20 protein-coding genes are annotated in these 22,879 nt (G+C 44.5%); 6 read left to right on the top strand and 14 right to left on the bottom strand.

The genetic code is table 11. The features are described 5' to 3' along the window. The first annotated feature begins 140 nt into the window (after window positions 1–140). Window positions 141–875, top strand: coding sequence for a hypothetical protein (locus R7P80_RS26110; RefSeq protein WP_170892822.1), 735 nt, complete (start codon window positions 141–143; stop codon window positions 873–875). Here the strand turns inward: R7P80_RS26110 and R7P80_RS26105 are convergent. The 6 genes from R7P80_RS26105 to R7P80_RS26080 all read right to left on the bottom strand — a co-directional run bounded on the left by R7P80_RS26105 (window position 872) and on the right by R7P80_RS26080 (window position 5,881). After that, window positions 872–1,312, bottom strand: coding sequence for a hypothetical protein (locus R7P80_RS26105; protein ID WP_170892821.1), 441 nt, complete (start codon window positions 1,310–1,312; stop codon window positions 872–874). The genes R7P80_RS26110 and R7P80_RS26105 overlap by 4 nt on opposite strands. Before the next feature lie 224 nt (window positions 1,313–1,536). Then, entirely contained in the window at window positions 1,537–2,781 is a 1,245-nt protein-coding gene (locus R7P80_RS26100; protein WP_170892820.1) for a primase-helicase family protein, read from the bottom strand. A 142-nt stretch (window positions 2,782–2,923) separates the two neighbouring features. Then, complete coding sequence (locus R7P80_RS26095; protein ID WP_170892819.1) at window positions 2,924–3,379, bottom strand: hypothetical protein; 456 nt, start codon at window positions 3,377–3,379, stop codon at window positions 2,924–2,926. A 1-nt stretch (window position 3,380) separates the two neighbouring features. Next, window positions 3,381–3,575, bottom strand: a complete 195-nt coding sequence (locus R7P80_RS26090) for a hypothetical protein (RefSeq protein ID WP_170892818.1) — start codon at window positions 3,573–3,575, stop codon at window positions 3,381–3,383. A gap of 205 nt (window positions 3,576–3,780) precedes the next feature. Beyond that, a complete protein-coding gene (locus R7P80_RS26085) occupies window positions 3,781–5,523 on the bottom strand; it encodes a hypothetical protein (RefSeq protein ID WP_170892817.1) in 1,743 nt (580 codons plus the stop codon). A 175-nt stretch (window positions 5,524–5,698) separates the two neighbouring features. Further along, window positions 5,699–5,881 (bottom strand): hypothetical protein, encoded by a 183-nt coding sequence (locus R7P80_RS26080; RefSeq protein WP_104975726.1) that lies wholly within the window; start codon window positions 5,879–5,881, stop codon window positions 5,699–5,701. Window positions 5,882–6,014: 133 nt separating this feature from the next. Here R7P80_RS26080 and tusA point away from each other — a divergent pair, with 133 nt between their 5' ends. Then, the gene (gene tusA / locus R7P80_RS26075; RefSeq protein ID WP_005378879.1) at window positions 6,015–6,263 is read left to right on the top strand and encodes a sulfurtransferase TusA; all 249 of its coding nucleotides are present in this window, start codon (window positions 6,015–6,017) and stop codon (window positions 6,261–6,263) included. Between the two features lie 44 nt (window positions 6,264–6,307). Here the strand turns inward: tusA and R7P80_RS26070 are convergent, their stop codons facing one another. Beyond that, entirely contained in the window at window positions 6,308–6,568 is a 261-nt protein-coding gene (locus R7P80_RS26070) for a hypothetical protein (protein ID WP_005378878.1), read from the bottom strand. A gap of 160 nt (window positions 6,569–6,728) precedes the next feature. Further along, the gene (locus R7P80_RS26065; RefSeq protein ID WP_005378877.1) at window positions 6,729–7,283 is read right to left on the bottom strand and encodes a TMEM165/GDT1 family protein; all 555 of its coding nucleotides are present in this window, start codon (window positions 7,281–7,283) and stop codon (window positions 6,729–6,731) included. Between the two features lie 484 nt (window positions 7,284–7,767). On the opposite strand from R7P80_RS26065, the gene glyQ reads away from it, so the two are divergent. The 4 genes from glyQ to R7P80_RS26045 all read left to right on the top strand — a co-directional run bounded on the left by glyQ (window position 7,768) and on the right by R7P80_RS26045 (window position 14,550). Further along, on the top strand, window positions 7,768–8,685 hold the full coding sequence (gene glyQ, locus R7P80_RS26060; RefSeq protein WP_005383818.1) for a glycine--tRNA ligase subunit alpha: 918 nt from the start codon (window positions 7,768–7,770) through the stop codon (window positions 8,683–8,685). Between the two features lie 13 nt (window positions 8,686–8,698). Beyond that, the gene (gene glyS / locus R7P80_RS26055; RefSeq protein WP_005378875.1) at window positions 8,699–10,765 is read left to right on the top strand and encodes a glycine--tRNA ligase subunit beta; all 2,067 of its coding nucleotides are present in this window, start codon (window positions 8,699–8,701) and stop codon (window positions 10,763–10,765) included. A 217-nt stretch (window positions 10,766–10,982) separates the two neighbouring features. Next, window positions 10,983–13,067 carry an alpha-amylase gene (locus R7P80_RS26050; protein WP_064353495.1) on the top strand — a complete coding sequence of 695 codons (2,085 nt, stop codon included), beginning with the start codon at window positions 10,983–10,985 and terminating at the stop codon, window positions 13,065–13,067. 229 nt (window positions 13,068–13,296) lie between these two features. Next, window positions 13,297–14,550, top strand: coding sequence for a valine--pyruvate transaminase (locus R7P80_RS26045; RefSeq protein WP_025768941.1), 1,254 nt, complete (start codon window positions 13,297–13,299; stop codon window positions 14,548–14,550). A gap of 126 nt (window positions 14,551–14,676) precedes the next feature. Here R7P80_RS26045 and R7P80_RS26040 read toward each other — a convergent pair whose 3' ends face one another. The 6 genes from R7P80_RS26040 to dnaA form a co-directional block, all read right to left on the bottom strand. Then, window positions 14,677–15,114, bottom strand: coding sequence for an Hsp20 family protein (locus tag R7P80_RS26040; RefSeq protein WP_005378857.1), 438 nt, complete (start codon window positions 15,112–15,114; stop codon window positions 14,677–14,679). A gap of 533 nt (window positions 15,115–15,647) precedes the next feature. After that, complete coding sequence (locus R7P80_RS26035) at window positions 15,648–16,064, bottom strand: GreA/GreB family elongation factor (RefSeq protein ID WP_054579440.1); 417 nt, start codon at window positions 16,062–16,064, stop codon at window positions 15,648–15,650. A 343-nt stretch (window positions 16,065–16,407) separates the two neighbouring features. Continuing rightward, on the bottom strand, window positions 16,408–18,825 hold the full coding sequence (gyrB, locus tag R7P80_RS26030) for a DNA topoisomerase (ATP-hydrolyzing) subunit B (RefSeq protein ID WP_005378841.1): 2,418 nt from the start codon (window positions 18,823–18,825) through the stop codon (window positions 16,408–16,410). A gap of 13 nt (window positions 18,826–18,838) precedes the next feature. Beyond that, window positions 18,839–19,918 (bottom strand): DNA replication/repair protein RecF, encoded by a 1,080-nt coding sequence (gene recF, locus R7P80_RS26025; protein ID WP_225492062.1) that lies wholly within the window; start codon window positions 19,916–19,918, stop codon window positions 18,839–18,841. Between the two features lie 9 nt (window positions 19,919–19,927). Next, window positions 19,928–21,028, bottom strand: coding sequence for a DNA polymerase III subunit beta (gene dnaN, locus R7P80_RS26020; RefSeq protein WP_005394106.1), 1,101 nt, complete (start codon window positions 21,026–21,028; stop codon window positions 19,928–19,930). A 63-nt stretch (window positions 21,029–21,091) separates the two neighbouring features. Then, on the bottom strand, window positions 21,092–22,498 hold the full coding sequence (dnaA, locus tag R7P80_RS26015) for a chromosomal replication initiator protein DnaA (RefSeq protein WP_005378835.1): 1,407 nt from the start codon (window positions 22,496–22,498) through the stop codon (window positions 21,092–21,094). Between the last annotated feature and the right edge of the window lie 381 nt (window positions 22,499–22,879).

Genomic DNA, 22,879 nt, shown 5'->3' with positions numbered 1-22,879 from the left:
ATAAGTTACTATCACTCGGTGCTCTTAAATCCAGATAAGCCATTTATTTTCATATAGTTAAAGCTTACAATGCGTCAAAAATTTAGTCTAAGTCTAATTTTTCTACTAGGTAGCATGCGGTTGAGCAAGGGAAATTGTAAATGATAGAAATCGAGATAGTTAGTGGTGATCTAAAATCAGGGAAGTGGCAATATCATGACCACAAATTAACTAAGAATGCTGACGGGATGATGGTTATCCCAATCAATGAGATTGTCGAACTCAGCAAGGTAGAAACAATTGGTAAAGATCATTATGTAAAATTCACACTCAGGACGAAGCAATCTTTTACTGCCAAGATGAAAGAAGACTGCTACACCGTACTATTCGAAGATTTTCTCAAGCATGGTAATAACCAGCAAAGCGGAGAACAGCCCACGACCTTTGATGCTAGTTCGGACGCTACATCAAGTAAAAACTCATCTAACAAGGCATGGCTTGCTGTTGGAGGTATGTTTGCGATCGGATTACTATTCGCATCTGTAAATTCTGGCGCTAAGGATTACACCACTACCCAAAAAGCAAAGCTTTGCAAAACGTATATAAGCCAACTATTTCACCGACCTGTAAGTATCATCAGATTTGATAGAGAAGACAACCAAGGGCTAATCTACGTAGATTACATAAGAAGAGATGACAATACTAAATGGTCATATGTCTGTGAAATTGACAGTAGAAATGAAACTATGGTTTGGGCTGGCTGGTTAAATGATTCAAAAAAATGGGGACGTTGGCGCACTGAAGATAAAGTGGCTTTAAATTATGACCAGAAATCTAATACTACAGAGTTTAAAATGACAACGACCAAGGAGCTTGTGCGCGTACCATTCAACTAGAACAAATCTTCTTCTAGTACCCAATTTAAGCCGTTATCATTCATCTTGTTAATGGCTTGGGTTGTCAATTTTGTCCCTTTCTTGAACAAAACCATCATCTCAATACCTAGAGACTTTAAGGAAGATTGAACTTTGGCTTGTTTGTGAAGTGAATGATTCCAGCCGTAATCTAGTTGATACTTGAGGCAATCATAGCCCTTATAATTTATCTGTTTCTGATGAGCTGCTTCTGCCGATCGTTTATCAAGTTTATTGTTGAGCTGGTGGCACTTGAATTCGATGTAGCAGCCTAGCTTTTCACTGTAGAAATCGGGGTATGCTCGAAACGGTGTCCCTTCATTATCATAGAATGTAAAATTGTACGGTTTGCCTGAGCATAAAATTAACTCTGGGTGGCGTTGATGAAACTGTTCTTCTTCTTTGGAATCATAATTCATATAATTATTGTTATCCTTATGAAGCAATAGCTACGCTTTCCAGATTACAGGCACGGTAAACCGCACCAGTTATCTACGAAAACTCGCTATGCTATTAATAGAGTGGTTATTGAAAATGTCTTTTTTGCCTTATTGAACCAGAAAGGTTTGGCACAACTAGACTCTAAGATTTGTGAGAATGTCTTCTTAATGTCTTATCTAAGACAAATTAATTTATAAGCGTCTTAGAACGGCATTATTTTTTGTGGAACCTGAGCGTTGATATAGTCCTGAGCTTCTTTTCCTGACAATGAACTTCTTTGCCAATACCTGCCATATTTACCACTCATTGGATCTTTGAGGTTCTTGGTTTCCTTACAGTGCTTAGTTATTAAGCTTTTCACGATATCTTTTTGTGAATCATCAAACTGTTGTAAGAATTCTTTCAATTTGAATACTGGTGAATTGTCGATATGTTCGACAACCTGAGATTCAAGATAACTAACTGACATTTCAACCATTGATTTTAATGTTTCTGTTGGTTCAACAATAAATGGATTGAAATCCGTTAGGTCGTATCCTCTCAGATAGTTATATATTGTATCCAGTCCACCAGCTATCGGATCATCGAGCCAGTTTAGTAACGTAGATATGAAGCTCTGAGTCTCCTCTTTGCTCTGCTGATGTTCAATGTACTGAGGAACAAACCAACGTCTTGTATCATTTTTATCTAATTTCAGAGGACGCCTTTCATTACTTGCCAAAAGGATACGGGCAAAACATTCCTGCTTGAACGGCTGTTCATATTTCTTCTCAATGGTAACGGTTTTCTCAGAAATCTTACTCTTCATTTTGGTGATAGTTGTATCACTGGAGCTTTTAACATCGTCGAGCATTACAAAGAGTGTTTCGCTTAATGCTGTTGCATGTTTACCTAAGAATTCATCATAACTGGCGCATAACCTAGACTGATGACTAACCAACGGTGATATGATGTGATGAAACAACACTCCTTTACCCGTACCCTCCTCACTGGTTAGCATCACAGCAATACTCGGGCGTTCATCTGGTCGCTGGATAAGGTGAGCAAGCCATTGTGTAAAATAATGACGTTCTTTTGAATCAGGAACTAGCCGATTTAATAATTGAAGAAATAAAGGGCAATCGGCACTATCTGTTTTTACTCTATACGGTTTGAAGGTATTCAGTCGAGTTTCAAATAAACCTAGCTGTATGAATTTATCTTGAACTGGTCGAAAGTATGTACCCGTGATAAGCGGTAATGAGTTAATGACATAACCAAGATGAGATTCATGGTCTGCCTTCGGACACGAGGATTTAAAGGCATTTTCGATAAAACAAGAGGGTTGTTTGGTCTGAGAGTATGGACTCCAGAAAAGATAGTTTTTATTTGAATCTGTTACTCTGCATATGCCCTCTGACTTTAACTTGCAAATGAACTCTTTTACTTCTTGCGGTATTCCTGACATTCATTCTCCTTGCTGTGAGATTTTTGTGTAAATTCGTATAGAACCTGTGTGATTAGTGATGCTAATGGCATATTTTTACGGTTGGCTTCGTCTAATAGGTTTTTGTACAGATCGTTTGAAAAATTTAATTTCATCGTATTATTTATCCTTGTTTGAAAGCATCTAGTAGCGATTTCTTAAATTCACGCTCTTTGGCTTCTGCGACCGCTAACGCTTGAGCTTTTTCTTCATCCAATAGACTTTGAATTTGCTCTTCAATCCATCGTTGCTGTTTGGCTTCAATATCGGCTTGGTAATCAACTCGTACCTTGTCTAATGATTCCGCTAATTTCTGTTTCGCTTTCGCTGGTGGTAGCTCATACACAATGCTAATACCTGCGCCAGCTAATCTGTATTTATCAGAAACAAGAACAAACTTTTGTTTCAACTTCTCCGGAACATCGTTGAGAAAGTAATAGATAGAAGAATAAAACTCTTTGACGTATTTCCCGTCACGTTCATGCAGCATCTTGGTGGTGGCTTCGAGTGTATCTAATCGCTCTTGGTCAAACTTGATTGGACAACGTTCGTTTAATTCGTTGATAATTTCTTGATTCATATTAGTGACACTCCTGTGTTGGTTGGTACTTGCTGGCGTAATATTGAATGGTGCGGATTGAAAGGCTTGGTGCTATTTGTTCACGGATGATTTGTTCTGCGGTCTTACCGTCAAGTAGTGCCTGAATTACAACCAATACTGGTTGCAAGCGTCGATTTTGAGTGCAGTAGACCATTGCTGCTTCTGGTGTATACATAAGATTTCCTTATATTTCAGATAAAAGAAGAACACACCAACCGTCCCTAAAGGGTGGTAGTGCATTCAAATCGTATCGCAACACTAAAAGAGTGCGAATTGTTAAGGTCGGCTAGTTAATTAACCAATCCATACAGACATATTAACATTAATCAATAAATTTTGCAAGCAACCTGTATTGACTATCTAATTTATTTGTGCTAAGGCTAATGTTGTATTTTGTTGATTATCTCCTGTGCTTTTACCAATTCAATAGATGTATAGCTAGTAGTTACGGTCTTAGTACCATGACCAACTAATCTATATTTCAACTCCGAACTTAAATGACCAAGCTGAGATATAACGTTATGTCGCAGGCTATATAGGCTCTGTAACTCACCTGCGCTATTCTTCGATGGGATATCGAACATAGGGCGCAACTTAACATTGAAGTAGTTTGTTAGATGCTGGCGAGTGAACTTAAACAATTCATTAGAACATGAATCCACATAGTCCATGAATCCCGCTTTCAGTAGCTTGCCGTGAACTGGAACTTTTCGAATAGCGTTAGCTGTCTTGCCGGAAAGAATGTTGAAATACACAACTTTAGTATCTTCATCTGTCACCACTTGAGACTTGGTTAATGAAGTAATCTCACTGGGGCGCATGCCATGGTATATCATCACTAAAATCGCCATAGAATAACTATCACGAACGGCTAAAGCATGATTTTCAATAGCAGCTACGGTTGTCTTTGGTAATGGTGATCGAGCCGTCTTACGATGTTCTGGTATTACTAAGTTAGCCATGTCTAACGGGTTTGTTGTAATGTAACCTTTGCGCATTGCCGTAATAAAGATGTCTTTTAAAAACGCAACTTTGTCATTAAATGTACTTGCCTTTAGCATATCTTCTTCATCAACATCGATATCACCACTAGCAACTAGCTCCCATCGAGATAGCCGTTTATCTTCTTTGCTATCCCCCTCAATGCCGTATTTTGTTATAGAGAATTTGTCTAATTTTGGTAATCCAACAAACGTATTCCACATCTGTTCTAGGTCTTCGAAACTAATACGGTCTATTGGTAACCCTTGGAAAGCTGGAACAAAGTCTTTAAAAGCTGCGGCTTTGTTTTCGGCTGTTTTGGGTTTTAGCTTGCGAACTTCAATAATATATTGCTTCACATCCTCGAACATATCCTCAAATAACGGTGCTGTAGATTCAGGTTCAGGATTGGGTTGTGCCACCTGATGATCTGGGGGAGGAGTGGAAGCTAACAACGGGGCAAACTTGGTCTTGAGTTCCCCCAGCTCCATACGTGCACGTACAGAATGACCTTTACTGTATGCGTTAGCGAGATTCTTTGCGTGTGTAGTTACTTCACGGTCTAGATGACTTTCCCACTCACTTGCATGAGAAGTGTAATCTCTGAAATCCCAATAGAACTGATGGTCTTCATTGATACTCCAACCCTCGCCTTCATCCCATTGAGATAAATCTTGTACAAGAGGGCTATGATTCGCAGCCGACTCCATTCTTGCTGTTAGCCACTGATTATATGAAGGAGAATCACGTAGGTGAGTTGATATATCAACATCAATAGGAGCACTACTGCTACTTTCTTCAACCATCAGGTTGTAATCTCTTGCAGATTTTGTTTGATGAAACCAGATGTCGAAATAAGACTTCGCTGTTGCACTCATAGGCTCAGTGACTGCTTTGCCTAGTCTAACAATTTCATTTACTTTGTTAGAGATTAACATCTCAATAAACTGGTCAATATCTTCCTTTTCCACTGATACCCCTAATACTTTACCTTGTTCGATAAACGATAAGATATCAGATACATATTGCCGAGAAGTAGATGGAGAGTCTGTTTTTAAGCTCTTTCTGTAAACTATGCCTCCAATCCTATGATTGAAATGAAACATCTCACCGCGCTGTATAGTATGTTTAACTGTGGTCATGTGTGACACCTATTGTGTTACACGTCACACATGTATAACTAACCGCCTAATTTCAGGCAAAAAAAATCCCGCCTTTCAGCGGGGAAGCCCAAGAAAAATGGGGATAGTGTCGGAATGAAGTGTCGGTAAAAATAGGTGAGCGTTATTAAAAGCATTCTGATCCAAGCAAGAAGCGCTAATTTTCTGGCTCAGATGCGCCAGACCATCTGCGCATCTCGATCCAAATCCCAATAATAGTGGCAACCATGCCTACAAGAGGCGTCAAAGAGGTGTCAGCTGGCGTCCTGAGTACCAATGCACAAAACGAGATAAAACACAGCACTGAGTAAATCGTAAGTCTGTCTAACGCTGTTAACATTGCCTCTCCCTTGCCAGTTGTTACCAAATTGTTAATTTAAGGTAAAACAAAAAATTCGGTTTGCCAAGTGGTTATTGAATATTTTTTCAACGAAAGTAAAATTCAACGCTCAGTTAGTTACGAGAATCACACTATGAGCTTTAATCCTGAACTGGCAAACAAGACATTAGAGGCGGAAGGACTGCGCTGCCCAGAGCCAGTGATGATGGTCAGGAAGACAATTCGCAACATGCAAGATGGTGAGATTTTGCTGGTCAAAGCAGACGATCCATCCACGACTCGAGACATTCCGAGTTTCTGCCGCTTTATGGACCACCAATTAGTTGCGGCGCAAACGGAGCAAGTTCCGTATCAGTACCTGATCAAGAAAGGATTGGAATAATCTGGTCGAACTAAAAACGGCAGCCAATATTGGCTGCCGTTTGTTTATTCGTCGTATTCGAGTGTGCGAACTTCTGATTGGAGCTTGTTAAGTTGTTTCTTCATTGCCCGCATCTCTTCATGCATAGGAATGATGTGAGCGACACGAATCCACGCTTCTACTGTCAATCCAGTAAGAACGAACGATCCTGCTACAATCGGTAACCACATATCAGTTAGCACCATCGCTAGTAAACACAGCGCTAAACCAAAAGTGAATAAATAACTCTGACTCTTCGGGGACATCCCCATGTAACGTGTAAGCATAAACTTGCCCTCTCGCTATCATTCACACCATTAAACTACCATGACAAGTATGACACTTATATGTCATCCGTCACGCAACGGAACGATTTTGAGTCAGAGTTTGAACTCGCGCAGCACGCCACTAATGATTGATAACTCACATCATTTCACGTGTAAAAAATCAGAACAGTGCAGCCCCTATTGCCAGAGCAATAAACAAAAATGCGGTGATTTTACGGATTAGTCCTAAAGGCATCTTGTCGGCCGACAATTTACCAATCAGGACCACAGGTACATTCGCCAGCAGCATACCGATTGTGGTACCGATAATCACCAAACTTAACGCATCCGCGTATTGTGCCCCTAAGATGGAAGTGGCGATCTGAGTTTTATCGCCTATCTCCGCAACGAAGAACGCGATAAAGCTGGCAATAAATGGGCCTCGATTAGAAATCTGCTCGTCATCATCCAGTTTGTCCGGGATCAGAACCCAAGCCGCCATCGCGACAAAACTGACCACCAGCACCCACTTTAAAATCTCAGGTGATAGATAGTCTGCGACAACCACACCTAACCATGCAGCCAAAGCGTGGTTGGCAATAGTTGCCAAAAAGATTGCTGCAATAATTGGGATTGGTTTTCGGTAACGACTTGCAAGTAATAGAGATAGCAATTGGGTCTTATCGCCAATTTCTGCTAACGCTACAGTAGTAATTGAAATAGCTAAAACGCTCACGACATGCTCATTGGGGCAGGGATTATTATTTTTAACCGAAGACAAACCTCACGCCCCTACCCCGGTTCGTGATGATTTGTCTAAGGTCTTGCTAAACTTGAAAGGCTTCAAGTCTCGAACGCCATGGTGATTTTGCACCAATTATGTTGACGGACGAACCAGATGAAACAGAAACTTCATCAGGTAAGCTACTCCCCAAAGACAGGCGCAATTCTAGCCACCTTTGTTGCGCTTCTCAAGAGCCAAAGCAGGCAAAAACTCCCTTTAAGGAAAAATACAGCAGATAACGCGGTAAAAATTCATTAAAGGAGAAAATCGCCCACGAATTAATCAAGATTAGCTCTACTCCCATGCTCAATATCTGGTTATACTAGATTGTTAATTTATTCAACCGTAATTACTCTTTATCGCCGTTGTTAGAGTTGAAAAACTCGGCATAGATGACGAATTAACGAGTAACAAGAGAATCGCGCGAACCTGACTTATGCAAAAATACGATATCAAAACCTTCCAGGGAATGATCCTCGCGCTGCAGGATTATTGGGCTCAAAATGGTTGTACCATTGTTCAACCGCTAGATATGGAAGTGGGTGCGGGTACCTCTCACCCAATGACCTGTCTACGAGCGCTTGGCCCAGAGCCAATGTCGACAGCTTACGTACAACCTTCACGTCGTCCTACTGATGGCCGTTACGGTGAAAACCCTAACCGTCTTCAGCACTACTACCAATTCCAAGTAGCGCTAAAACCATCGCCTGACAATATTCAAGAGTTGTACCTTGGCTCCCTTGAAGTTCTTGGTATTGACCCTCTTGTACACGACATCCGTTTCGTAGAAGACAACTGGGAAAACCCAACACTAGGCGCATGGGGTCTGGGCTGGGAAGTTTGGCTAAACGGCATGGAAGTGACCCAGTTTACTTACTTCCAGCAAGTTGGTGGTCTTGAGTGTAAGCCAGTAACTGGTGAGATCACTTACGGTATCGAACGTCTAGCAATGTACATCCAAGAAGTAGACTCTGTTTACGACCTCGTTTGGAACATCGCACCAGATGGCAGCAAAGTGACTTACGGTGATATCTTCCACCAAAATGAAGTAGAGCAATCGACTTACAACTTCGAGCACGCAGACGTTGAATTCCTATTTGGTTTCTTCGAACAGTGCGAGAAAGAGTGTAAAGAGCTGCTTGAGCTTGAAAAGCCACTGCCACTACCTGCTTACGAGCGCATTCTAAAAGCCGGTCACGCATTCAACCTACTAGACGCACGTAAAGCGATCTCAGTAACTGAACGCCAACGTTACATCCTACGCATCCGCAACCTGACTAAAGCAGTTGCAGAAGCATACTACGCATCGCGTGAAGCTCTAGGCTTCCCAATGTGTAAGAAAGAACAAGCGTAAGGGGTAGAGTAACATGGCAAAAGAATTTCTAATCGAGCTAGGTACAGAAGAGCTACCACCAACGCAACTTCGCACTCTAGCTGAAGCATTCGCAGCAAACTTCGAAGCAGAACTAAAAGGCGCTGAGCTTGCTCACGAAGGCGTGAAATGGTTCGCGGCACCTCGTCGTCTTGCTCTAAAAGTAGCAGCACTAGCAGACAGCCAGTCTGACAAAGTTGTTGAAAAACGTGGTCCTGCGGTTTCTGCAGCGTTTGACGCGGAAGGCAACCCAACAAAAGCGGCTCAAGGCTGGGCACGCGGTTGTGGCATCACGGTTGACCAAGCAGAACGCATGGTTACAGACAAAGGCGAATGGCTACTGTTCAAACAAGAAGTGAAAGGTCAGCCAACGTCTGAGATCGTAGTTGAACTTGCAGCGAAAGCACTAGCAAACCTACCTATCGCAAAACCAATGCGCTGGGGTAACAAAACAACTCAGTTCATCCGTCCAGTTAAGACGCTAACCATGCTAATGGGCAGCGACCTAATCGAAGGCGAGATCCTTGGTGTCGCTTCAGACCGCACTATCCGTGGTCACCGCTTCATGGGTGAGCAAGAGTTCACTATCGATTCTGCTGAGCAATACCCTGCGATTCTAGAAGAGCGCGGTAAAGTAATGGCAGATTACGAAGCGCGTAAAGCAATCATCCTAGCTGACGCACAAAAAGCGGCAGCAGCGGTTGGCGGTATCGCTGACCTAGAAGATGACCTAGTAGAAGAAGTAACGTCTCTGGTTGAATGGCCAGTGGTACTAACAGCGAAGTTTGAAGAAGAGTTCCTAAAAGTGCCTTCTGAAGCGTTGGTATACACCATGAAAGGTGACCAAAAATACTTCCCTGTTTACGACGAAAACAAGAAGCTACTACCTAACTTCATCTTCGTATCGAACATCGAATCAAAAGAGCCTCGTTACGTAATCGAAGGTAACGAGAAAGTAGTTCGCCCTCGTCTTGCTGACGCAGAGTTCTTCTTCAACACAGACCGTAAGCGTCCGCTTATCGACCGTCTACCTGAACTAGAGCAAGCGATCTTCCAAAAGCAACTGGGTACGATCAAAGACAAAACAGACCGCATCACAGAACTTGCTGGCTACATTGCTGAGCAAATCGGTGCTGACGTTGAGAAATCAAAGCGTGCTGGTCTACTAGCAAAATGTGACCTAATGACCTCAATGGTATTCGAATTCACGGATACTCAAGGTGTTATGGGTATGCACTATGCTCGCCACGACGGTGAAGCAGAAGAAGTTGCAGTAGCACTGAACGAGCAATACATGCCTCGTTTCGCAGGTGATGAACTACCATCTAACGGCGTTTCAACTGCAGTTGCAATGGCAGACAAGCTAGACACTATCGTAGGTATCTTCGGTATTGGTCAAGCGCCTAAAGGCAGCGACCCATTCGCACTACGCCGCGCATCTCTAGGTGTACTACGTATCATCGTTGAATACGGCTACAACCTAGATCTTGTTGACCTAGTAGCGAAAGCGAAGTCACTGTTTGGCGATCGCCTAACCAACGACAACGTTGAGCAAGACGTTATCGAGTTCATGCTTGGTCGTTTCCGTGCTTGGTACCAAGACGAAGGCTTCAGCGTAGACATCATTCAAGCGGTTCTAGCTCGTCGTCCGACGAAACCAGCAGACTTCGACCAACGAGTTAAAGCGGTTTCTCACTTCCGTGAACTAGAAGCAGCAGAGTCTCTAGCAGCAGCGAACAAACGTGTAGGTAATATCCTAGCGAAATTCGACGGCGAACTAGCAGCAGACATCGACCTAGCACTTCTACAAGAAGACGCAGAGAAAGCACTAGCAGAAAGCGTTGAAGTAATGACTGAAGCGCTAGAGCCAGCATTTGCTACAGGTAACTACCAAGAAGCCCTAAGCAAGCTAGCTGACCTACGTGAACCAGTTGATGCGTTCTTTGATAACGTAATGGTAATGGCAGACGACGAAGCACTTAAGAAGAACCGTCTGACACTACTGAACAACCTGCGTAACCTGTTCCTACAGATCGCAGACATTTCTTTGCTTCAAAAGTAATTCATTACTCTTCGAAGTGATTAAGAAATAAGTAAAAGGGAAGCAGATGCTTCCCTTTTTTGTTGCCTTCAAACCGATGAAGGTGACGCTTATTATTCATTTTGTGAACAAGACTAAAATTTGTAGGGTGAGACGCGTTTAACTTGTTGGTATAGAGCTCGGATTGTAGAGGCACAGTTTTGCTATAACTGGACTGTTTATTCGGGGGAAGGACACAATGAAAAAAACAATTCTCGCACTCTCTATTGGTCTACTGAGCGCCTGCAGCCAGATTCCAGAAAATGCCATCGTATTAAGCGTTGGTGATGATACCGCTGTTTTTGAGGAAAACTCACAGGGCTTACTTGTCGCCGAGCAAAAACTCGAAAAAGGCAGCTACACCTTTACCATTGCCGACAGTAATCAAAGCTGTGGCAGTAGCTTTGCCCTAGCAGAAGAAGATCGCATCAAGTTCAATCGTCCATTAAAAATGGATAACTGCGCCACTGATGCACAAATGCCGCTGCGCATCTTCAAAGCCAATACCTATCAATTTACGCTCAATCCAACCACCAACGAGCTGACGGTAAAAATCAAACCAAAACAGACTCAGGACATCACCTACTCTTGCCCTGTCGCAACTGACACGCCAAAAACCATCAATGTTGCTCAAACCTTTAATGATGGCACTGTCGTTCGTGACGCCTTAACCGGACAAGAAGCCACAGTCGCCAATGGCAGCGTCACCATGCAGCCGGGTCCTATGAGCCAAGGTCTATTGCTGCTAGAAGAAGTCGATCAGCAAGCCGACAAACCGTTCAGCTGGGATAACGCAACAGTGTACTTCGTCATGACTGACCGCTTCTACAATGGCAACCCTGACAACGACAACAGCTACGGTCGCAGTAAAGACGGAAAATATGAGATTGGTACCTTCCACGGTGGTGACTTAGCGGGTCTAACGAAAAAACTCGATTACATCGAATCACTTGGTGTGAATGCTATCTGGATAACCTCACCACTGGAACAAATCCACGGCTGGGTTGGCGGCGGCGATAAAGGCGACTTTAAGCACTACGGCTACCACGGCTACTATCACCAAGATTGGACCAAGCTTGATGCCAACATGGGTACCGAAGATGAACTCAGAACCTTCGTCGATACCGCCCACAAGAAAGGTATCCGCGTGATTTGGGATGTAGTCATGAACCACACAGGTTATGCGACATTAGCAGACATGCAGGAATTCGGCTTTGGTCAGCTTTACCTTGATGACCAAGAAGCCAAACAAGTCCTTGGTGAAAAATGGACCGACTGGCAGCCAAAATTAGGACAAAGCTGGCACAGCTTCAACGACTACATCAAATACGGTGATAGCGAAGCGTGGGATAAATGGTGGGGCAAAGATTGGATCCGCACCGACATTGGTGACTACGATGCTCCGGGCTACAACGATATCACCATGTCTTTGAACTACCTACCGGATCTCAAAACCGAATCGACTAAGAAAACCGGATTACCAAACTTCTTCCGCAATAAAGACACCAATGCGCAAGATGAGCTGCAAACCCCACGTGAACACCTGATTACCTGGTTATCCGATTGGGTACGTGACTACGGCATTGACGGCTTCCGTGTCGACACGGCCAAACACGTTGAAATGGAAGCGTGGGCAGAGTTGAAAGCCAGCACCACTCAAGCGCTTGCCCAGTGGAAGCAAAACAATCCAGACAAAGCACTAGATGACCTGCCATTTTGGATGACAGGTGAAGTGTGGGCACACAGCGTAGTGAAGAGCCCGTATTTCGATAACGGCTTCGATTCCATCATCAACTTCGAGTTCCAATCTGATGTGGCACCAAAAGCGCTGAAGTGTTTCGCTCAACTTGATAATGATTACCGCCGCTATGCAGAGCGCATCAATACCGATCCTGAGTTCAATGTGTTGAGCTACCTGTCTTCACACGATACACAACTGTTTTGGTCAGCTCGCAGCCGCAGCTTTGATGACCAAGCACGTGCGGCAAATGCTCTGATGCTGGCTCCGGGTGCAGTACAGATCTATTACGGTGATGAGATAGCTCGTGATTTTGGCATTACTGGTTCAGACGCCCACCAAGGCACACGCTCAGATATGCCATGGGATAAGATTCATGGCGAGCGTGAAGATCTGCTGCAACATTGGCAAAAATTGGGTGAATTCCGTAAACGCCACCCAGCGGTTGCTCAAGGTAAGCACATCACTCGCAATCAAGAAGGTTACTACGCGTTCGAACGCCAATACCAAGACGACAAGGTACTGATTGTTTACACCGGTGAGTAAATCACACTCTCTCCACCAGCAAGGGAAGCATAAGCTTCCCTTTTTTATTGTTCTTTTTGCCATTTAGTCTCGTCCCTCTGGTCTGATGACGCACTTTTTTCTTTTTCGGCTTAATTCACACTTTGCGTTAATTACACATTGAGGTAAGGTCAAGGATTACTCGATAAGCCGATAAAACATCGGCATAAACATACACAAAGCAATCACAATGAATTAGGTATAAGTCAGCATGCAGTTCTCAAAGTTTGGTGAAAAATTTAATCAGTATTCAGGTATTACGCAGTTAATGGACGATTTGAATGATGGTCTGCGCACACCAGGTGCCATCATGCTCGGTGGAGGTAATCCTGCCGCCATTCCTGCCATGCTCGATTACTTTCACCAAGCCAGTGAGGAAATGCTCGCCAGTGGGGAGCTCGTCGCCGCCCTCGCCAACTACGATGGCCCGCAGGGTAAAGACGCGTTCGTCAAAGCGCTAGCTCAGTTATTCCGTGAAACTTACGGCTGGGATATTTCCGAAAAGAACATCAGCCTAACTAACGGCAGCCAAAGTGGCTTCTTCTACTTGTTCAACTTGTTGGCAGGTAAACAGCCAGATGGTTCGCATAAGAAAGTGCTACTACCTATCGCACCTGAGTACATCGGTTATGGTGATGCAGGCATTGATGAAGATATCTTTATCTCTTACCACCCAGAAATCGAGCTGTTAGATAACGGTCTGTTTAAATACCACGTCGATTTTGAGCAACTAACCGTCGACGACTCTGTTGCGGCAATCTGCGCGTCTCGTCCAACCAACCCAACGGGTAATGTACTGACAGACGAAGAAGTACGTAAACTGGACAAGCTAGCACGTGAGAACAACATCCCGCTGATCATCGATAACGCCTACGGTCTACCTTTCCCGAACATCATCTTTGAAGATGTCGAACCGTTCTGGAATGAAAACACCATCCTATGCATGAGCCTATCTAAACTTGGCTTGCCAGGTGTGCGTTGTGGCATTGTGATTGCGAGTGAAGAAATCACTCAAGCGTTAACCAATATGAACGGCATCATCAGCCTAGCGCCGGGCAGTGTTGGTCCAGCGCTGGCAAACCATATAATTGGCAAAGGCGATCTGCTTAAACTGAGTTCAGAGGTGATTAAGCCGTTCTACAAGCAAAAATCACAACGTGCGGTTGAACTGCTCCAACAAGCAATTACCGATGAGCGATTCCGCATCCACAAGCCGGAAGGCGCTATCTTCTTGTGGTTATGGTTTGATGAACTGCCAATCACAACAATGGAACTGTACCAACGCTTGAAAGCGCGTGGCGTATTGATTGTCCCTGGTGAATATTTCTTTATTGGTCAGCAAGACGAGTGGGATCACGCGCACCAATGCCTGCGTATGAACTACGTTCAAGATGATGAAATGATGCAAAAAGGCATTGCGATTATCGCTGAAGAAGTGGAAAAGGCTTACCGCGAAGGTAAATAGATGGATTGAACTCAGCCGTTCTTCTCTTTGAAATTACGGCTTTAAAATAGCGGATTTGAAAACCCCAAACTAAAAAGAGCGCCCATATGGCGCTCTTTCTCATTCTATAACTGGGTGGTTAACTGATTAGTTGTTCTCAATCAGGTTGTTACCACCGATAGCAATCTTACGTGGTTGCATGGCTTCAGGGATTTCACGAACTAAATCGATATGAAGTAGACCGTTTTCCATTGATGCACCCACGACTTTTACGTAATCCGCTAGCTGGAATTTACGTTCAAAATCACGTTCTGCAATACCTTGGTAAACGTAGTTTTTGCCTTCTTCGGCTTTACGTTCGCCCTTCACAATCAACATGTTTTCGTTTTGAGTCAGATCGAGCTGTTCTTCAGCAAAGCCAGCAACGGCCATAGTAATACGGTAGTTGTGCTCGTCTTTTTGCTCAATGTTGTATGGAGGGTAACCGCCAGAAGTATTTTTCGCTGTATTCGCTTCCATCAGGTTTAGCAGACGATCAAAGCCAATTGCATTACGGTATAGTGGTGAGAAATCTACATTACGCATAAATCTATCCTCTTAATTAAGCAATAGTCTTAGTTCAGATGAGTTTCATCCTACTGGCGTGTTTATGCAAAAACCAACGCCGAACTAAGAGATTCTTATCATTCCACTGGCCTTGGTTTGGCTCGGAGACATGATATTGAATCTAAAGGTTTAAGTTGTGTGCTAAAACGCCATATCCTCTTCTGAGCGATCTCGTTTTAGCGATTTCAGAGGGCTGGTCTTCTAGTCTCTAGCAAGCCAGTCACCCTCTTCACAACTAGATATAAGGTCGTCAAAAATGACTTTCAAGGGAAAAAATAAAAAATTTTTAAAGCATCCACTATCCCCTTGAACAGCTTAGTTCCTCATCACTTCACGATCAGTGATAAAAAGCCCACCGTTCTGGAGGGCTCAATCTACACTTTACTTGCGGGAGGATTTACGCGCTTTTACAACGCCCTTTTCTGCCGCCTTTTCCTGCTTTAGTTTGCGCTTTTCTTTTAGACTCAACTGCGGTTGTTTCTTTTCTTTCTTACTCATGACTTCACCTCTATTTATTGGCACAACAGACAACCACACAGCATTTTCTGAGCTGGTGGCTGCGAGTGATGAACAATTTCAGTAATCACAAAGCAGCGTCGCTGATTAAAAATTTCCACTTCGAGCGCATCATTTTTAGCTCGACCTAACAGTCGAGATCCCAAATAAGAATCGACCGCGAGCATACCTGTCATCGGCTGCCCCTTGCGCGAGCTGACTAACGTCATGCGATATTGATAGGCGCGTTCAACATCCACTAAGCGAACCGTGTCCCCAACCGCAATACGAGTTCGGTTACGGCAATGGGCTTGTTGCTCGCAGGTTTCAAATAGCGATAACAACCTTAGTGGTGATTGATAGGTTAAAAAGCGACTGGTTAACCACCAAGTTCGCAGCGCCAAGCAGTACGCTGAGAACCAGCGTTCAAACATGATTATTTCCTTCTTAATGCCTTGTCTTACAAATAAATTCAGTGCATTGAACCGGAAGTGCATCACTTCCGGCTTAGTTCAGGAAAGTCATCACCATTTTCTTAGTCTCCTTAATCATCAGCTCTTCAGCACTATAGCGAGCAGAAAAAAGAAAGCAAAAGCGCTCAAGCGAACAAAATGGCGAGAAAAAAAGAAAACAGATATAAAATGGCAGGCTTGATCGGGTTGTTGGCAGTTAGTACCAGAAAAACATCCGCTTTAGCAGAAAGTGGCGATTTTAGCTGGTGGTACAACAAAAAAAGCAGCGATTTCTCGCTGCTTTTTACGATCACGAACAGTGTCGTTATACGTCTAGGTTCGCTACTTTCAGTGCGTTCTCTTCGATGAAGTTACGACGAGGTTCTACTTGGTCACCCATTAGCGTAGTGAACAGTTGATCTGCACCTACCGCATCTTCAATCGTTACCTGCATCATACGACGAGTTTCTGGGTCCATGGTGGTTTCCCAAAGTTGGTCTGGGTTCATCTCACCTAGACCTTTGTAGCGCTGACGGCTTAAGCCACGCATTGACTCTTTCACTAACCAGTCAAGCGCTTCTGCAAAGTTTGCCACTGGCATAGTACGCTCACCACGTTTGATGTACGCGCCTTCTTCCAGAAGTCCATCAAGTGCTTCTGATAGATCAGCCAACTTGCCGTACTCTTTCGAGTTTAGGAAGTCGATGCTAATTGCATGTTCGTGCGTCACGCCGTGAGTACGAACCACAATCTTAGGCAAGTTTAAGCCTAGCTCTTCGTGCTGCTCAACTTCGTAGCTGTACTGGCTTGCCCCCACTTCTTTCGCATTCAGCTGTTCAATAAGCTGCTTCGTCCAAGCTTCCACAACTGATGCGTCATGGCATTGCTCTGGCGTTAGGCGAGGAGTGTAAATCAACTCGTTTACCAAAGCACTTGGGTAGCGACGGCTCATACGTTCCGCCAGTTTAATACCCGCATTGTACTGTTGAACAAGCTTCTCTAGTGCTTCACCAGCCAGTGCAGGTGCTTCTGCGTTTACGTGTAGCGATGCATTATCCAGAGCTAATGATACTTGGTATTGGTTCATCGCTTCTTCATCTTTGATGTACTGCTCTTGTTTGCCTTTTTTCACTTTGTATAGTGGTGGCTGAGCGATGTACACGTAACCACGCTCGATAAGCTCTGGCATTTGACGGTAGAAGAAGGTCAACAGTAGCGTACGGATGTGCGAACCATCGACATCGGCATCGGTCATGATGATGATGTTGTGGTAACGAAGCTTGTCCGGGTTGTACTCGTCACGACCGATACCACAACCTAGTGCGGTGATCAGTGTTGCTACTTCTTGAGAAGATAGCATCTTGTCGAAACGTGCTTTTTCTACGTTAAGAATCTTACCTTTTAGCGGTAGGATTGCTTGGTTCTTACGGTTACGGCCTTGTTTTGCGGAGCCGCCTGCCGAATCACCCTCCACTATGTATAGTTCAGAGAGTGCAGGATCTTTTTCCTGACAGTCTGCAAGTTTACCTGGAAGGCCAGCTAGGTCTAGCGCACCTTTACGGCGCGTCATTTCACGAGCTTTACGCGCTGCTTCACGAGCACGTGCTGCATCGATGATTTTCGAACAAACCATCTTCGCTTCTGTCGGGTTCTCAATCAGGAACTCAGACAGTTTTTCACCCATTGCAGACTCAACAGCTGATTTCACTTCAGAAGAAACCAGTTTGTCTTTTGTTTGGCTTGAGAACTTAGGATCAGGCACTTTCACCGAAACAACCGCAGTTAGACCTTCACGCGCATCGTCGCCTGAAGTCGCTGTTTTCGCTTTCTTCGAGAAACCTTCTTTATCCATAAAGCTGTTCAATGTACGTGTTAGCGCAGCACGGAAACCAGCAAGGTGAGTACCACCATCACGCTGTGGGATATTGTTGGTAAAGCAGAAGATGTTCTCTTGGAAACCATCGTTCCATTGCATCGCCACTTCAACTGAAATGCCGTCTTCACGCTCAGAGTTAAAGTGGAAGATTTTTTCGATGATTGGCGTTTTGTTGGTGTTTAGGTGATCAACGAACGCTTGAATACCACCTTCATACATGAAGTGATCATGTTTGTCCGCTTCACGTTCATCAACCAATTTGATCGACACACCAGAGTTCAGGAATGACAGTTCACGCAGGCGCTTCGCCAGAATGTCATAGTGGAACTCTGTGTTAGAGAACGTCTCGGCACTTGGCCAGAAACGAATTTGTGTACCGGTTTTATCCGTATCACCCACAACGGCTAGTGGCGCTTGAGGCTCACCATGGCGGTAGGTTTGCGTATGGATATGGCCACCACGATGAATCGTTAGCTCAACTTTCTCTGATAGTGCGTTTACTACTGAAACACCTACCCCGTGAAGACCACCCGATACTTTGTATGAGTTATCGTCGAACTTACCACCCGCGTGAAGAACCGTCATGATTACTTCTGCTGCAGAGACATTTTCCTCTGAGTGGATTTCTGTTGGAATGCCACGACCATCATCGCTAACGGAAACCGAGTTATCCTCATGAATTGTCACAACGATGTCTTTACAGTGACCTGCCAACGCTTCATCAATTGAGTTATCCACCACCTCGAAAACCATGTGGTGAAGGCCGGTGCCGTCGTCCGTATCGCCGATGTACATTCCTGGACGCTTACGTACCGCATCCAGACCCTTCAGTACCTTAATACTCGATGAATCGTAATTTTCAGACATGAGTTTCTCTCTTCTAGTTTGACTCTATCCTGCCATGTTCCACATGAAACAATTTACCGTTATCGTCCAACATATCGGCGATTTGGCTTTCAGTGATAGAGCTTACAAATACTTGTGCGCCCGTCTCTTTTAAGCAGTCAGCAAGACGCTTGCGACGTTGGCTATCTAATTCCGACGCGAAGTCATCAATTAGGTAAATGCATTGTTTACCGGCCATCTCTGTCAGGTGTTGCCCTTGCGCTACACGCAATGCACACACCATGAGTTTTAATTGACCGCGTGACAGAACATCTTCAACGGGCGTTCCGTTCACTTTAATGCGCAAATCAGCTTTGTTTGGGCCACTAAAGGTGTATCCCAATGCCTGATCACGCTCAAAATTCTTTTCTAGTATCTCGTGGTATGGAGTGTCTTTATCCCAGCCACGATAATACTTCAATTGGATCTCAAATTCTGGCAAAAATGTCTGACAGATAGTTTCTGCGACGGTTTTCATCTGCTCGATGTAACTTGCTCGCCATTGGCTGATGTTTTCAGCCAACCCTGCCATTTCCTGATCCCAATAACTGAGCTCACGATAACTATTGGCGGTTTTCAACAACGCGTTGCGCTGCTTGTTCAGGCGCTTGAACCTTCCCCATGCTTGATAAAAAGCGGGCTCGGTATGAAACACGCCCCAATCAATAAACGCACGACGATGTTTAGGGCCATCTGTCAGTAAATCAAACCCTTCTGGGTGTATCAACTGCAGAGGCAGAACTTGTGCCAACTGCGCTAATTTTTGTCCAGATTGACCGCCTATTTTAACCTCTGTTGAGCCATCACGCTGCTTATTAATGCCGATAGGTAGCTCAAATTGATCCAAGTTCAAAAAACGACCATGAACAAACAGTTCGTCACACTCATTTTGTATCACTCGTCCGGTGAGAGAGCTCTTGAATGAGCGGCCATGCCCGAGCAGATAAACCGCTTCTAAGACACTGGTTTTACCGCTGCCGTTCGGCCCGATAAGAAAGTTAAAGCCTGCTGATAACTCAATATCACAGGCTTTAATGTTTCGAAACTGCTGAATGATGAGACGAGAAAGAGGCATTCAGTTGGCTTATAGACGAATTGGCATCACCACGTACATGGCACTGTCATCGTCGGCATTTTCAATCAACGCGCTGGCGTTAGCATCCGACATCGACACACGTACATTTTCACAACGCAACGTGTTCAGAACATCAAGCACATAGCTTACGTTAAAGCCGATTTCGATGGCGTCACCTTCAAAGGTTACATCAAGCATCTCTTCCGCTTCTTCTTGTTCTGGGTTATTCGCGGTTATGCGCATTTCAGTATCAGCCAGATTCACTCGCACGCCACGGAATTTTTCGTTGGAAAGAATCGCAGCACGAGAGAAGGCTTGGCGCAACTCGTCACAACTTGCTATTAGTGTCTTATTGGTGCTCTGAGGCAATACACGGCGGTAGTCAGGGAAACGACCATCAACCAACTTAGAGGTAAAAGTAAAGTTATTCACCTCAGCACGAACATTGGAGCTACCGATCTGAAGTACTACGGGCTGCTCTGGCGCATCCATCAACTTTACTAATTCTTGCACACCTTTGCGTGGCACGATGATTTGCTTCTGCGCAAAGTCCGCACCTAGCTGAGTTTGCGATACCGCCATACGGTGGCCGTCCGTCGCCACGCTGCGTAGCGTGGTGCCGTCAATTTCAAACAACATGCCGTTGAGGTAGTAACGAACGTCTTGATTCGCCATCGAGAACTGAGTTTTGTCGATCAGCGTACGTAAATCAGCTTGGCTCAGTGATACTTCCACTTCGCTTTGCCAGTCTTCAATATTAGGGAAATCGTTCGCAGGAAGCGTTGCCAACGAGAAACGGCTGCGACCAGAGCGAACTTGTACACGATCACCTTCTAATACAAATGTGATGATCGCATCGTCCGGTAAACCACGGCAGATATCGAGAAACTTACGCGAAGGAACGGTAATGCTGCCCGCTTCAAAATCACCTTCTAGCGTCACTTTGCTTACTAACTCTACTTCAAGATCGGTTGCCGTCATCGACAATACGTTCTCTTCTACTTTAAGAAGTAGGTTACCCAGGATTGGCAGGGTTGGTCGGCCACCTAAAGCGCCCGAAACCTGCTGTAGCGGTTTGATTAAATGACTACGTTCAATGGTAAATTTCATGCTTGGCTCTTTACGCTGTCAGCTCAATAAATGATTTGCTTAGAATACCGTTATTCTAACCGATTACGAAGACAGGGTGCGAATCAAGTTAGAGTAATCTTCTTTAATGTCGTGGCTCTCTTCACGCAGCTGCTCAATCTTGCGACAAGCATGAAGTACGGTCGTATGATCGCGGCCCCCAAACGCATCGCCAATTTCAGGCAAGCTATGGTTGGTTAGTTCTTTTGCTAACGCCATAGCCAGCTGACGAGGACGCGCTACAGAACGAGAACGACGCTTAGACAGCAAGTCCGCTACTTTAATCTTGTAGTATTCCGCCACTGTCTTTTGAATGTTATCGATTGTCACAAGCTTCTCTTGTAGAGCAAGCAGATCGCGCAGCGCTTCACGAACAAAATCAATCGTAATTGGACGGCCAGTAAAGTTCGCGTTCGCAATAACACGGTTCAGTGCACCTTCTAGCTCACGAACGTTCGAACGCAGACGCTTGGCAATGAAGAATGCCACTTCATCAGCAAGGTGGATTTGGTGATCTTCAGCTTTTTTCATCAAGATCGCCACACGCGTTTCAAGCTCAGGCGGCTCGATCGCAACAGTAAGACCCCAACCAAAGCGAGATTTAAGACGATCTTCAACGCCATTAATTTCTTTAGGATAACGGTCAGACGTTAGAATGATCTGCTGATTACCTTCCAATAGTGCGTTGAAGGTATGGAAGAATTCTTCTTGTGAACGTTCTTTATTAGCAAAGAATTGGATGTCATCGATAAGGAGCGCATCCACGCTGCGGTAGTAGCGTTTGAATTCTTCAATCGCATTGTTTTGCAGCGCTTTCACCATGTCTTGCACAAAACGTTCTGAGTGCATGTAGACCACTTTTGCGTTCGGGTTGTTATCCACAATCGCGTTACCCACCGCATGCAATAAGTGGGTTTTACCCAAACCCGTGCCGCCGTATAGGAATAGTGGGTTGTAAGCTGCACCTGGGTTATCCGATACCTGACGCGCCGCAGCCAAACCCAGTTGGTTCGACTTACCTTCAACAAAGTTATCGAACTTGTGTTTTGGGTTCATGTTTGAGCGGTGATTGATAGCCGCAATCGCTTGAGCGTCGTCATCCCAGGTTTTGTGTACTGGCTTACGCGCCTGTAATTGCGCAGGTGCAGATGACTCGGCAGCCACATCTGCAGGCGTACGTGTCGGCGCTGGTTTTGGTGCAGAGACAGGTCGGCTCCCCACTTCAAAACGTAAGTTAGGAATATCGCCACCGCAGTATTCCTGCAGTAAGCGAGTAATATTGTTCAGATACTTATCACGCACCCAGTCCAACACAAAGCGGTTTGGCGCGAATAGAGTGAGAGTATTGTCATTGAGCTCCGCTTGTAGCGGACGAACCCACATGCTGAATTCTGTAGCTGGTAGCTCTTCTTGAAGCTGCTGCAAACATTGCAGCCAAAGCGAAGATGACACGGTGCCCCCACTGAGTAATTGAATTATCGGAAAAGACTGGCAATTTTACCTGTTGATAACCAAGATCGCCAGCGATTGATCGACGATCCAGTGAATAAGATCCAAGTTATTCACAATTATTTCTGCAAACTTGATGAGATCAACACACCTTGCCCCAAATTTGCCCACACAACGATCCACAATTGGGCAAAACTCACAAGATCGAGCGATTGGTGATAAGTCTGTGTATTATTTTATTCCCAATGCTGATTTTGTCGATCATTTCGCTAGGTTCAGTTCGCATTTTCGTCACATTTAACATTCTTCTTCTATTATCTAATAACTCACAGGTCTAGGTTATTGCTCTTGGTTATTTATTTAATTGAGCTAACTAACAGTAGT

Source organism: Vibrio sp. 2092, assembly GCF_033339635.1.
Classification (GTDB): Bacteria; Pseudomonadota; Gammaproteobacteria; order Enterobacterales; family Vibrionaceae; genus Vibrio; species Vibrio alginolyticus.
Note: the sequence above shows the minus strand (reverse complement) of the source record. Positions and strands in the feature narration are given on the sequence as shown.

Bases quoted from the DNA above. Each gene is read 5' to 3' on its own strand.
- R7P80_RS26085 (WP_170892817.1), bottom strand. From the start codon at position 5,523: ATGACCACAGTTAAACATACTATACAGCGCGGTGAGATGTTTCATTTC.
- R7P80_RS26050 (WP_064353495.1), top strand. From the start codon at position 10,983: ATGAAAAAAACAATTCTCGCACTCTCTATTGGTCTACTGAGCGCCTGC.
- R7P80_RS26095 (WP_170892819.1), bottom strand. From the start codon at position 3,379: ATGAATCAAGAAATTATCAACGAATTAAACGAACGTTGTCCAATCAAG.
- dnaN (WP_005394106.1), bottom strand. From the start codon at position 21,028: ATGAAATTTACCATTGAACGTAGTCATTTAATCAAACCGCTACAGCAG.
- recF (WP_225492062.1), bottom strand. From the start codon at position 19,918: ATGCCTCTTTCTCGTCTCATCATTCAGCAGTTTCGAAACATTAAAGCC.
- R7P80_RS26110 (WP_170892822.1), top strand. From the start codon at position 141: ATGATAGAAATCGAGATAGTTAGTGGTGATCTAAAATCAGGGAAGTGG.
- tusA (WP_005378879.1), top strand. From the start codon at position 6,015: ATGAGCTTTAATCCTGAACTGGCAAACAAGACATTAGAGGCGGAAGGA.
- R7P80_RS26105 (WP_170892821.1), bottom strand. From the start codon at position 1,312: ATGAATTATGATTCCAAAGAAGAAGAACAGTTTCATCAACGCCACCCA.
- R7P80_RS26045 (WP_025768941.1), top strand. From the start codon at position 13,297: ATGCAGTTCTCAAAGTTTGGTGAAAAATTTAATCAGTATTCAGGTATT.
- R7P80_RS26070 (WP_005378878.1), bottom strand. From the start codon at position 6,568: ATGCTTACACGTTACATGGGGATGTCCCCGAAGAGTCAGAGTTATTTA.
- R7P80_RS26040 (WP_005378857.1), bottom strand. From the start codon at position 15,114: ATGCGTAATGTAGATTTCTCACCACTATACCGTAATGCAATTGGCTTT.
- R7P80_RS26090 (WP_170892818.1), bottom strand. From the start codon at position 3,575: ATGTATACACCAGAAGCAGCAATGGTCTACTGCACTCAAAATCGACGC.
- R7P80_RS26080 (WP_104975726.1), bottom strand. From the start codon at position 5,881: ATGTTAACAGCGTTAGACAGACTTACGATTTACTCAGTGCTGTGTTTT.
- glyQ (WP_005383818.1), top strand. From the start codon at position 7,768: ATGCAAAAATACGATATCAAAACCTTCCAGGGAATGATCCTCGCGCTG.
- glyS (WP_005378875.1), top strand. From the start codon at position 8,699: ATGGCAAAAGAATTTCTAATCGAGCTAGGTACAGAAGAGCTACCACCA.
- R7P80_RS26035 (WP_054579440.1), bottom strand. From the start codon at position 16,064: ATGTTTGAACGCTGGTTCTCAGCGTACTGCTTGGCGCTGCGAACTTGG.
- R7P80_RS26100 (WP_170892820.1), bottom strand. From the start codon at position 2,781: ATGTCAGGAATACCGCAAGAAGTAAAAGAGTTCATTTGCAAGTTAAAG.
- gyrB (WP_005378841.1), bottom strand. From the start codon at position 18,825: ATGTCTGAAAATTACGATTCATCGAGTATTAAGGTACTGAAGGGTCTG.